Here is a 12,208-nt window from a genome sequence, read left to right on the forward strand (position 1 = left end):
TTTTTGTTAAAATTGACGAATTGGTCTTGCTGCAATTGCCCAAACATCGCATGGAGCTGCACCTGTAATTAGTGTTTCTGATTCCCAGAAGTTTACATAGTGGTATGCCCATGCCCAGTTAGAGCCGGGAATAACAGATGAGGTCCAGTAGTTTTGAGCCGGTACAAATTCGTAGGCATTTGCAAGAGTGGCCCTGTAATTGAATAATTCTGTCATTTCATTGAGGGAGCCGAGGAACCAATCATTATATATAATTCCATTAATTTCTACAGAATATTGGCCACATAGTTCTGCGACAGTGGGTTCTGCCGAGTTTCCTGCAGCACGCCACAATGCAATGCCATCAATCAAAATATCAGTATTGTTTTTTCCTGTAAAAATATCTTCCGATACACCAGATGCATATGGATCCACTTGAATGCTCGGGCCAAATACTTGTTCATTCACAACATTCTCTTGTGCTGCAATCAAACCATGAACTCCGTTATCTGAAGTATAAAACACAACTCCGCCTCCAATTTGATCGCCTACATTTACCGGAATGTTAATGGTACCCATATTACAGGTTTTTTTCCCCCGTAGAAGAGTAATATTATTCATTCCGTAGCATCCGTCCGGAACGGTAAAAGATACTCCATCAGTTGCCATATCTGTTTCTGCAACATAAGAAATTCCTTGTGGATAATAGTCTGACTCAAAAAGTACTTGATCTCCATTCATAAATCCTTCACCAGTTATAACAAGATCTTCCCCAGATTCGGCAGATGCAGGGACCGAAAGATTATCAATAGTGAAGACAAAGGCTACAAAAAGGTGTTCGCCAAGAACCGTTGTCAGATTATTACGCGTAACTGACACTTCGTACTCACCGCCTGCAATCTCCGGGACAAAAATTTTAATCCCGTAGTTGTCTGCGGACATAACAGGGGCAGTAAAATCAGCTTCCTCTTCTAAGGATCGGCAAGAAATGGAATCTTCAGAAGAAAAGCCAATACCATTAATATAAACATTCCTGCCAGGAATGGTGCTGCTCTGAGATGGCATGCTCACGTACTTTATAACAGGAGAAATTGCATCTCCGATCAGAATGGTTGCCTCATCCTCTTTGCAGCTTGTTGTTATAAGTAAAAGTGTAAAGAAGATGAAGATTAAGTTAGAAATTCTTTTCATTATTATTATTGATTAAATGTTGATAAATAGGAATAAAAAATAAAATGTGACGTCATTCGTCTGGCTGAATAGTAAGGATGCATATCTAAATGAATTGAAATGAACTTTGTGATAATACTATCTAAATTGTATTAATTGAACAAGGTCATATTTTGGATAACCTTTAATAGTTCGACCTCTAAAAATTCTTCTTCAATATTTTTGTTCTAAAAATGAACAGTTGTTACCGCCTGCTTTACGAAACAGGAAGGCTTAACAGTAGAAGAAGTTCTCATGAAAAAAATACCAACGGCTCTCTGATGAGGTGTAACTTGTTATTTTGTATTTTTTTTTTGGTTTTGTTTATTGTCTTGTTTCATTGTAATAGAGAATTGATTAATATTCTGCAAACATAGGAAACAGAAACTATTTGTACAAACGTTTGCGCAGAAAAGTGAAAAAATCTTTGTTCTTTTTTGAGATTGCTTTTGGTGTTGTCTTTTAGTTGTTTGTTTTCTAGTGTTTTGTGTGCGCCGCGTCACTGCAGCTAGCCTAATCATATATCTCAATAATTCAATTTGTCATTATTCTTTTACTAAAAACTGATTGTAGAATTCTGATATGTCTGTGCAGGCAATTGTAGACTGACTTGTTTGTTTTTTTGTTGTGTTTGTGCTAATACTATTGTGGGTGAGTGTTTTGTAATATATTTTTCCTTTTGTTGAATTTTTAACATAAATGGCTATATTTGCGTAAACGATTGTACATTTGCTATGGCCACACATAAAGTAAGTATAACAGACATCGCACAAAAGACTGGACTTTCCACAACAACTGTTTCAAGGGTTTTAAGTGGAAAGGCCGAACAATACCGCATTGGTAAAAAATCGCAGCAAAAAGTAAAAGAGGCAGCTAAAGAGATGCATTATGTTCCCAATCATTTTGCCGCCAACCTGCGTACCGGAAAAAGCAATACCATTGCACTTATTCTTCCATCGCTCAGTAACCCATTCTTTGCATCTATTGCGAGCGAAATAAATGCTGAAATCAGGAGGTTTGGCTACATTACTATTATTAGCGACAGCGACGAAAACCCGGAGATTGAAAAAATGGAGCTGGAGCAATTAAGGGCACGGAATATCGAAGGCCTGGTTATTGCCCCCTGCAGTGACCACTGGGAGCACATTCAGGAACTATATGAAGAGGGGTTGCCTGTGGTTTGTGTCGATCGTTATTTTGAAGATTTGGATATTCCTTATGTTTCAACTGATAATTACGAAGGGGCTAAAATGGCTACCAGGCACTTAGTCGAAAACGGACACAAAGCTATTTCCTGTATACAGGGGGTTCGTTCTTCTACTCCAAACAAGTTGAGGGTAAAAGGTTTTACAGAAACAATGAATGATGCGGGGCTACATGATTACAGTGTGGTTGGCGACGATTTTACCGTGCAGAATGGTTACCTTGAAACGAAATTGCTGCTTCAGCAAGGGAAGCGGCCAACGGCCCTGTTTGCCCTGAGTAATACCATTGCAATGGGGTGTATGAAAGCCTTAAAAGAAGAAAATATCCGTATCCCGGATGACATCTCGCTGATAACATTTGACGAACACCCGTACCTCGATTATTTGGCGACTCCTCTCTCTTGTGTTGCGCAGCCTGTTAGTGACATCAGTAAAATAGCCATCAAATTTCTTTTTGCGAAATTAGACAATGGCGATTTTAAACCCAGTCAGGTGTTGCTTAAACCCAAAATACAAATAAAGGAATCTGTTGGGAAAATGAGATAGTTGTTTTTCAGAAGCAAACAATCCGGAATGTTATTAAAAGAAAAAGAGCTGCAAAAAACATTTTTTTGCAGCTCTTTTTCTTTTAAGTGGGAACAACTGGATTCGAACCAGTGACCCCCTGCTTGTAAGGCAGGTGCTCTGAACCAGCTGAGCTATGCTCCCTTTATTCTTTTTAGAACGTTTGCCCTTCCCTGAAAGGCGCTGCAAATATAAAACCTATTTTCAGTTTTGCAAAAATAATTTATAAAATTTCTGCAACAACAAAAGTACTGCCCCCCACAAAGACGATATCGTTTTTGTCGGCACGGCTTCTGGCAGAAGCAAAAGCCTTTTCAACCGAGGAAAATGTTGCTCCGTTTAATCCGTATTCGGAAGCCAAAAGGGCCAGTCCTTTTTCGTCCAGGCCGCGCGGAATATCCGCCCGGGTAAAATAGTATTCAGCATCTGGCGGCAATAAACTTAGGATACGTTTTGTGTCCTTGTCGTTTACCACCCCCAGAACGATATGAAGTTTTTTGCAGGGAGTTTGGTTTAACTGGCTGACAACCTCTGTCATTCCTTCTGCATTGTGGGCGGTATCACATACTAAAAGCGGGTTGTAGCCTAAAATATGCCAGCGGCCCTGAAGCCCCGTCATTTTTTTTGCAATGGCCAGGCCAAGCAGTAAGCTTTCATCCGAAATTTCCCATTCCATCTGCCGGAGTAGTTCCACTGTTTTCAGCACGGCCGGAAGATTTTTTTGCTGGTACATTCCTTTTAGATCAAGTTTTACCTGAGAAAAAAGTGTTTCCCCGTTTTTTTCTACCGAGAGTAACTGGTTCCCGTCAGTATCTGTCAGGGCATAAGCGACCGAATATTCCTGGTCGGCATAAAACAAAGGAGCCAGTTTTAGGGCAGCAACCTCGTCAAAAACTGGTTTTGTTTCAGTCTGTGAAGTTCCGATTACAACTGGTACACCTGCTTTAATAATGCCGGCCTTTTCCAGGGCAATTTTTTCGGGCGAATCGCCCAGAATGGCTGTGTGATCCAGCCCGATGTTGGTAATAATGCTTACTTCAGGGGTAATAATATTGGTCGAATCAAGCCTTCCTCCCAATCCAACTTCCACAATGGCAATGTCCACCTGACGTCGTGCGAAGTAATCGAAAGCCATTGCTACCGTGAGTTCGAAAAAGGAGGGCTCAATTTTCCACAATTCATTGTTAGTTCTGAATGTATCTACCCATTCTACCACCTCGTCTGTCGAAATCATTTCACCGTTTATCCGTATCCGTTCCCTGAAATCTTTCAGGTGTGGCGATGTATAAAGACCGGTTTTGTATCCGGCTGCCTGAAAAACGGCTGCCAGCATGTGGGAGACTGAACCTTTTCCGTTGGTGCCGGCCACATGTATGGTCTTAAAATGCCTGTGCGGGTTTCCGTAATAATTGTCGAGCCTGAGGGTATTGTCCAGGTTGTCTTTGTAAGCGGCAGGTCCGATTCGCTGATACATTGGTAACCTGGAGAACAAAAAGTCAAGTGTTTCTGTGTAGTCCACCTAAAGAAAATTAAAATTTATTAACCGCTGCAAGTTTATTAAAAATTGAAATACCCGTGTATAAATACCATTAATTTATCTACATTTCGGAAATTCAATTTAAAAACGATGTTAAGTAAAACAAGCAAAAGTAAGATTTTCATTCTTGATACGAATGTTATTTTACACGATCATACCTGTATTTATCAGTTTCAGGATAACGACATTATTCTTCCGATAACCGTACTGGAGGAACTGGATAAATTTAAAAGGGGAAACGACCTTATTAATTACCAGGCCCGGGAATTTGTAAGGGTGCTCGATGAAATTGTGGGTGACGAATTATTTAACGGGGGTAAGTCGCTGGGGAAAGGAAAAGGGAAATTGCGTATTGAAACGGGAAAACCTTTTTCAGAATCATTAAAGACTTCTTTCCGGGAAGATATTCCCGACCATCGTATCCTGGCAATTGCCGAATACATGACCCAATCGTATCCGAAGAGAAAAACCATTTTGGTCAGCAAAGACATTAATTTGCGGATGAAGGCCAAATCGTTGGGGATCTCGGCAGAGGATTACAAAACCGACCAGGTTACCGATGAAAATGTGTTGTCTAAAACCATTACCACCTTTGATAATTTTGACGATACTTTAATCAGTACAATGTATGAAAATGGTTCGGTTGGAGTAGAGGAGATAAAACAGGAAGTAAGGCCGGAACCCAATGAATGTTTCATCTTTAAAGGAAACAATTCGAGTGTGCTGGGGCGTTTTGATGCCGCTTCCAAACGGATGCAGCGGGTAGAAAAAAAGTCAGCTTACGGAATTAAACCGCGCAATGCCGAGCAAACATTCAGCCTGAATGTATTAATGGATCCCACAATCCAGTTGGTGGCGCTTACCGGGAAAGCAGGTACGGGAAAAACGTTGCTGGCGTTGGCTGCCGCCATCGAAATGCACAAATCGTTTGACCAGATTTTACTGGCCCGTCCCATCGTGGCGCTCAGTAACCGCGATTTGGGCTTCCTGCCCGGAGATGCTTCCGAAAAAATTAATCCGTACATGCAGCCGTTGTTTGATAACCTTTCGGTAATAAAACATGTGTTTAACCCGAGAAGTAAGGAATATCTGCAGATTGAAGAGTTGCAAAAGGAAGAAAAACTGGTAATTACCCCGCTGGCGTATATAAGGGGACGCAGTTTATCCAATTCGTTTTTTATCATTGATGAAGCCCAGAATTTAACGCCGCATGAAATTAAAACCATCATTACCCGGGCCGGCGAAGGGACCAAAATGGTATTTACCGGTGACCTGCAGCAAATAGACTCTCCTTACCTCGATATGAAATCGAATGGCCTGGCCTATATGACCGACCGCATGCGAAACCAGGATCTTTTTGCCCACATAAATCTTGTGAAAGGAGAACGCAGTTACCTGGCCGAACTGGCAAGTAACCTGCTTTGAGCGCTTTTTGACATCAACAGCTTTTTTCTATTTTTGCAGTTGATTTGGCCACTGACAGGGATTCGTTACATTTTTTACAAAGAATCAAGTTCGTCTGAGTCGAAATTAACCTGTGCATAAACTTTATTAAAACAAATTTGTATAATACAGGTTAAAAAGATTTTAAATGAATTACGAAGGGAAAAAAGCTGCTTTTTATACGTTGGGATGTAAACTCAATTTTTCTGAAACTTCCTCTATTGCCGGGACTTTCAAAGAAGTAGGGTTTGAAAGGGTAGGTTTCGAAGAGGAGGCCGATGTTTACGTAATCAATACGTGTTCTGTTACTAACCAGGGAGATAAAGCCAGCCGGAATATAGTACGGCAGGCGGTGCGGAGAAATCCTAATGCCATGGTGATTGTGGTGGGCTGCTATTCACAGTTGAAACCGGAAGAGGTGGGCCATATTGAAGGAGTTGATATGGTGTTGGGAACCCAGGAAAAATTTAATATCCCTGCCTACCTCGGCAATCTCGAAAAACGCAAGTCCACCGAAATAAAGGTTACCCGGCTGGCCAATATAAAAAGCTACCATAAAGCATTTTCATGGGGCGATCGCACCCGCAGTTTCCTGAAGATTCAGGATGGTTGCGATTATTACTGCTCGTTTTGTACCATTCCTTATGCCCGTGGGAGAAGCCGGAACGATACCATTGAAAATACAGTGAAAGAGGCTCGCAAAGCAGTGGAGAAAGGCTACAAGGAGGTTGTTCTGACGGGCGTAAATATTGGTGACTTTGGAAAAACAACCAGTGAAAATTTTCTGGATTTGCTGAAAAACCTGGAAAAAGTGGACGGATTGCACCGTTTGCGTCTGGGATCCATTGAGCCCAACCTTTTAAAAGATGAGATTATTAAACTGGTGGCCGAATCAAAAGTGATTATGCCGCATTTTCATATCCCGCTGCAATCGGGCTCCGATGAGGTGCTGTCGCTGATGAAACGTAAATATTCTACCGGGTTGTTTGCCAAACGCATCCAGCGGATTCGTGAATTGATTCCCCACGCTTTTGTTGGGGTGGATATAATTGCCGGGACAAACGGTGAAACGGAAGCGCTTTTTCAGGAGTCCTACGATTTTATTAACGGGCTGGAAATTTCGCAGTTGCATGCTTTTACATACTCCGAAAGAAGCGGTACCCAGGCGCTTAAAATCCCCTGGAAAGTGGAGGTGGAGGACCGTAAACGCCGTACCCAGATGTACATCAATCTTTCAGAGAAAAAGCTGAGGGCATTTTATGAGAAACATCTGAATACGAACCAAACAGTATTGTTCGAGTCGAAAAAGAACGGGGAAGAGATGGTCGGATTCACCGAAAATTATATTAAGGTGGAAACTCCTTTCAGGGAAGATTTGATAAATGAAATGCAACGCGTGAGACTTCAATCCATTCTGCCCAACGGACATGTAGCCGTTAATTTTGATTGACCTTCCCAAATACAGGTTCCATTAGCATTAATTTCAAAAAAAATGACACATAGTATCAATTATCAACTTATTTGCCGTAAGGTACAGGAGATTGCCCGCGAAACAGGAAACTTTATCCGGGGTGAACGTGAAAAAATTTCGGAAAAGGATGTGGAACTGAAAAGTGTTTCCAGCCTGGTTACTTATGTCGATAAAACAGCAGAATCCCGGATTGTGGCCGCGTTGAGGGAACTGATTCCGGACAGCGGTTTTATTACCGAAGAAGGTACAGCCAGCCATTCGAATGAAAAGTTCAGATGGATTATTGATCCGTTGGATGGCACCACCAATTTTATTCACGGCATTGCGCCCCACTCGGTAAGTATTGCCCTGCTGGAGGACGATGAACTTGTAGTGGGCGTGGTTTACGAAGTGGGGCAAAACGAAATGTTTTACGCCTGGAAAGGCAGCCCGGCTTATTTGAATGGAAAAGAAATCAAGGTTTCCCCTACATCAAAAATAGAGGACACGCTGATTGGCACCGGTTTCCCTTACTATGCTTTCGACCGGGTTGATGATTACATAGCTGCCATGCGCTATTTAATGGAACACACACGGGGTTTGCGCCGTTTTGGGTCTGCTGCCGTAGATTTGTCCTATGTGGCAGCTGGTCGTTTTGATGGTTTTTTCGAACATGCGCTTCACTCCTGGGATGTGGCTGCCGGGGTTTTTATTTTGCAGCAGGCTGGCGGAAAAGTATCCGATTTTAACGGGGAAAATAATTGGCTTTTCGGGGGCGAAATTGTGGCGGCAAGCAACAATTTTTTTGGTGAATTTTATACCGTTGTTCATAAACATTTGGGAAATTAAGCGTTTGTTTATGTCTTCGTCCAAACTTGTGAAAGCTGAATTCAATGGTCAATACAAATTTTAGTTGTATTTTTCAGGTATATTTTTCAATGACTAAAATTTAAGCCATGGCCGAAAAAGAGATTGCCTTGTTAAAAACTCAGATCGCCCGGCTCGACGAGAAAAAGTTCGATCTGGAAGCCTGGAAAAATCACACTGAGATTTTTCTGGAACGTATTTTCGGAAAAGACAGTCCCAAGTTGAAAATGATACACAATTTACATTACGATTATTCGAGTTGGAGCCTGCGCGATACTTATGCGGGTGGTTCAACCAAAGATAAGGATCCGGTAAGGATTCAGGCGAAAGAAATTCTGGGAGCTATCATTACAGAGTTGGAAACCCTGGGTTTACCCCGGGGAAAACAGGAAAAGTTAAAAATGAAGGAGTTGCTTGATGATGAATTAACAGGCAGGCAGGTGAAGGAGATTGATACTTTGCTGAGTTCCGACGACCCGGAAAAGACAGAAAAAGTGGCCAAAATACTGGAGACCATTCCGGTTGAAAACCTGGCAGCCACTATCGCCAAACTCCTTACTTCTTAAACTGTTTTTATGCCGGAAAACGCTAAAATTGCTATTGTAATACTCAATTGGAACGGAGAAAAGCTTTTTGGTACTTTTCTGCCATCCGTCATTCACAATGCTTCAAGCCCAAATACAACCATTTATATTGCCGATAATGGTTCCACAGACAACTCGCTTGGTTTGCTGAAGGAAAAATTTTCTGAAGTTAAAATCATTGAGCTGAAAAAAAATTACGGTTTTGCTGAAGGATACAACCGGGCGCTGGAACAGGTGGAGGCGGATTATTTTGTTTTGCTCAACTCCGATGTGGAAGTAACCCCCAATTGGCTGGCTCCCTGTATCAAAATACTGGAAGAGGATGAAAAAATGGCAGCCGTCCAACCTAAAATCCTGAGTTACGAAAGTCCACATCAGTTTGAATATGCCGGAGCAGCCGGTGGTTTTATCGACAAGTTTGGCTACCCCTTTTGTCGCGGCCGTATTTTGAACCGCATGGAACCTGATTTGGGGCAGTATAACCAACCATCTTCCCTTTTCTGGGCCAGTGGCGCCTGTATGGTCGTTAAAGCAAAACTATTCAGGGACGTAGGAGGATTCGACAGTGATTTTTGGGCCCACATGGAAGAAATCGATCTTTGCTGGCGCCTCAAAAGTCAGGGATATAAAATCGGCTACCAGCCTGAAAGTGTGGTTTTTCATCTTGGCGGCGGTACGTTGTCCTACAATAGCCCCAAAAAAGTTTACCTCAATTTTCGGAACAACCTGTTTATGTTGTTTAAAAACCTGCCCAGGAATCAGTTTCGCCGTATCTTTTTTGCCCGAATGGTACTGGATGGGGTGGCAGCTGTCAAGTTTATTTTGGGGTTCCATTTTTACAGTTTTTGGGCGGTGGTAAAAGCACATGCATCTTTTTACCGGAACCTGGGAAGTCTCATTCAAAAGCGTAAAAAAATGCTCCTGCAGATAACTGTGAGTGAGCACAAAGAAATTTACCCCAAAAGCATCATGTGGAAATTTTTTATTCAGAGAAAAAGAAGGTTTTCAGAATTACATTTTAATCCGGAAAAATGAACCGAAAATTAACTTTTGAAGAAAAGGTTTATACCTATCATATTGATTTTGTGGGTCATGTTAACAACATCGTTTATGTCCAGTGGCTGGAAAACGGACGTGTAAAACTGCTCGAAGCCATGGGCATTCCGGTAACCAACCTGGCGCACGGAGAGGGCATTGTTCCCGTACTTACCGAAACAACCATTGCATACAAAAAGCCATTGTTTCTGGATAACACAGTAACCGTTGAAACCTGGATTTCAAAATTGAACAATGCTTCGGCCATTATGGCTTTTCGGTTCCTGAATGAAAAAGGAGAATTGTGTGCCGTCGCAAAGCAAAAGGGCCTGTTTATCGATCGTAAAACCATGCGTCCTGCGCGTCTCTCCGCAAAAAACCGCGAAGCATTCGAACAGTTTCTTATCGAATAAAATCCGCGGGTTCAGTTTTTATCACCAACATTTTCAGGACAAAGCATTTTGCGCCTACGTATAAATACGTAGATGCAAAATACGTTTAATAACGGTTTTCGGCCAGCCTGCATTTTGGAACCTTTGTAGTTAAAATGCAGTCAGCATCATGCATTCAAAATTAAACAGCTTATTAAAAAGTGATGTGCGGCTTGAAGAAGGCCTGACAGCCTGCATGAACTGTGGAATTTGCACGGCTATTTGTCCGGCTGCCGAATATTTCGAATACGATCCGCGGAGTATTGCTGTTACTGTGCAGTCGGGTAACGAAGAGGAAATAGCTACTCTGCTGGAAAGTGACACCATTTGGTACTGCGGGCAGTGTATGTCGTGCAAAACCCGTTGCCCCCGAAATAATTGTCCGGGGTTAATCATTAGTGTTTTGCGGAAGGTGTCTCAGGAAACAGGGGCTTTTGTACAGAGCAGAATGGGGCGGCAGCAATACCTGATTGTAAAAAATATCGGAATGAATATCCTGAATTACGGGTACTGCGTTCATCCAACCATCCTGATGCCGGAAAACCATCCGGAGCAGGGACCTGTGTGGAAGTGGGTGTACGAAAACATGGGCGAGGTGTATGCCTCTGTGGGAGCCAACCTTAATGGAGACGGTCCCGGCGCCATGCGAAAGATATCCGGTGCAGACCTCGGCGAATTACACCGTATTTTTAAGGAAAGCGGAGGATTGAAATTTTACGAAACCATTGAACATTTCAGTAAAATAAAAGCGCTGGAGCTGGGATTTGTGAACGAAAACGGAGAAGCCGATATGGAAAAGTATACGCAACATTTATTGCAGGAGATTTAAAATGGAAACAAAAACAAAAACCAGATGGAGCGAGCATAATAAGGAGATTGCGGATGACCACTTTTTTTATTTACGAAGTTGTATCCGGCAGAACTTCAACCCCGCAGCCGAAAAGATATTTCTTTCCATTCTTCAGAAAAATCTGGGGAAAGATATTTATGACGATCCCCGTCACACTACTTGTACGGGAATTGGCTACCATGCCGACATTGTTCCGTTTGAAACGCTCCAAACGGTTATTGCCCGGCAGTTTTCGTTAATGGCAGAAAAAGGATATAAAAACTGTGCGGTATCGTGTATTACGTCATTTGGTTGTTACAATGAAGTGTTGGCCACCTGGAAGCAATTTCCGGACGAGATGGCCAAAGCCGGTGAAAACCTGCGTAAAGCTACCGGACGAGAATTTGAAATGCCTGAAAACCTTTCCCACTCCTGCGATATTATCTATAAATTCAGGAAAGAAATTGCCCGTCAGGCCCGCTACCGGCTTGTCCATCGCGAAACCGGGGAACCCCTGAAAATTGTGGATCATATTGGATGTCACTACGCCAAAATTTTTCCAGAAAAGAGTGTGGGTGGCTCAGAGTATTCCCGGGTGCTTACCGGCATGATTGAAGCCTGGGGCGGCGAGTCGGTCGATTATCCTGAGCGTCGCCACTGCTGCGGTTTCGGCTTCAGGCACTACCTGATAAAAAATAACCGGAGTTATTCTATTTCCAATTCCCGTAAGAAGTTTGTAAGCATGGAGCCGTACCGGCCCGATGCCATATTGACCAACTGTCCCGGTTGCAATATGTTTATGGACCGCTGGCAGTACACCCTGGCGCAAATTGAAGGAAAAACTTATGGCGGCGGCACTAACGGGATTCCAGTGCTTTCGCATGAGGAGCTGGCAGGGCTGGTACTGGGTTACGATCCCTGGAAAGATCTGGGATTGCAAATGCACCAGGTGGATGTGGAGCCTCTGCTGCAAAAAATAGGAATTGTGTATGATCCGGCTCAGAAGTTTGCCGGAGTAAACGGGAAATATATTAATGAACCGCTTTTTACCGGATGTTTTAATCCACACAACTGA

At 42.6% G+C, this 12,208-nt stretch carries 11 protein-coding genes and 1 tRNA gene; 9 read left to right on the forward strand and 3 right to left on the reverse strand.

Going from position 1 to position 12,208, the window contains the following annotated elements; all coding sequences use genetic code 11:
- Nucleotides 1–6: 6 nt before the first annotated feature.
- Entirely contained in the window at nt 7–1,170 is a 1,164-nt protein-coding gene (locus tag D1164_RS11515) for an IPT/TIG domain-containing protein (RefSeq protein ID WP_119350130.1), read from the reverse strand.
- A 752-nt stretch (nt 1,171–1,922) separates the two neighbouring features.
- On the opposite strand from D1164_RS11515, the gene D1164_RS11520 reads away from it, so the two are divergent.
- Nucleotides 1,923–2,939 carry a LacI family DNA-binding transcriptional regulator gene (locus tag D1164_RS11520; RefSeq protein ID WP_119350131.1) on the forward strand — a complete coding sequence of 339 codons (1,017 nt, stop codon included), beginning with the start codon at nt 1,923–1,925 and terminating at the stop codon, nt 2,937–2,939.
- An 87-nt stretch (nt 2,940–3,026) separates the two neighbouring features.
- Here D1164_RS11520 and D1164_RS11525 read toward each other — a convergent pair.
- Both D1164_RS11525 and D1164_RS11530 read right to left on the reverse strand, forming a co-directional pair.
- A tRNA-Val gene (locus D1164_RS11525) sits at nt 3,027–3,101 on the reverse strand.
- Between the two features lie 79 nt (nt 3,102–3,180).
- Complete coding sequence (locus tag D1164_RS11530; protein ID WP_119350132.1) at nt 3,181–4,476, reverse strand: bifunctional folylpolyglutamate synthase/dihydrofolate synthase; 1,296 nt, start codon at nt 4,474–4,476, stop codon at nt 3,181–3,183.
- 108 nt (nt 4,477–4,584) lie between these two features.
- Between D1164_RS11530 and D1164_RS11535 the strand changes: the two genes are divergently transcribed.
- The 8 genes from D1164_RS11535 (at nt 4,585) to D1164_RS11570 (ending at nt 12,208) form a co-directional block, all read left to right on the forward strand.
- Entirely contained in the window at nt 4,585–5,919 is a 1,335-nt protein-coding gene (locus D1164_RS11535; RefSeq protein WP_119350133.1) for a PhoH family protein, read from the forward strand.
- Nucleotides 5,920–6,085: 166 nt separating this feature from the next.
- A complete protein-coding gene (mtaB, locus tag D1164_RS11540) occupies nt 6,086–7,387 on the forward strand; it encodes a tRNA (N(6)-L-threonylcarbamoyladenosine(37)-C(2))-methylthiotransferase MtaB (RefSeq protein WP_119350134.1) in 1,302 nt (433 codons plus the stop codon).
- A gap of 42 nt (nt 7,388–7,429) precedes the next feature.
- Nucleotides 7,430–8,236, forward strand: a complete 807-nt coding sequence (locus D1164_RS11545; RefSeq protein WP_119350135.1) for an inositol monophosphatase family protein — start codon at nt 7,430–7,432, stop codon at nt 8,234–8,236.
- Between the two features lie 107 nt (nt 8,237–8,343).
- Nucleotides 8,344–8,820, forward strand: coding sequence for a hypothetical protein (locus D1164_RS11550; RefSeq protein WP_119350136.1), 477 nt, complete (start codon nt 8,344–8,346; stop codon nt 8,818–8,820).
- Nucleotides 8,821–8,829: 9 nt separating this feature from the next.
- Nucleotides 8,830–9,873, forward strand: a complete 1,044-nt coding sequence (locus D1164_RS11555; protein WP_119350137.1) for a glycosyltransferase family 2 protein — start codon at nt 8,830–8,832, stop codon at nt 9,871–9,873.
- A complete protein-coding gene (locus tag D1164_RS11560) occupies nt 9,870–10,286 on the forward strand; it encodes an acyl-CoA thioesterase (protein ID WP_119350138.1) in 417 nt (138 codons plus the stop codon). The genes D1164_RS11555 and D1164_RS11560 overlap by 4 nt, the downstream gene beginning before the upstream one ends.
- A 148-nt stretch (nt 10,287–10,434) precedes the next feature.
- Nucleotides 10,435–11,133, forward strand: a complete 699-nt coding sequence (locus tag D1164_RS11565; RefSeq protein WP_119350139.1) for a 4Fe-4S dicluster domain-containing protein — start codon at nt 10,435–10,437, stop codon at nt 11,131–11,133.
- 1 nt (nt 11,134) lies between these two features.
- Nucleotides 11,135–12,208, forward strand: coding sequence for a heterodisulfide reductase-related iron-sulfur binding cluster (locus D1164_RS11570; protein WP_119350140.1), 1,074 nt, complete (start codon nt 11,135–11,137; stop codon nt 12,206–12,208).

The organism is Mariniphaga sediminis (assembly GCF_003573545.1).
Classification (GTDB): domain Bacteria; phylum Bacteroidota; class Bacteroidia; order Bacteroidales; family Prolixibacteraceae; genus Mariniphaga; species Mariniphaga sediminis.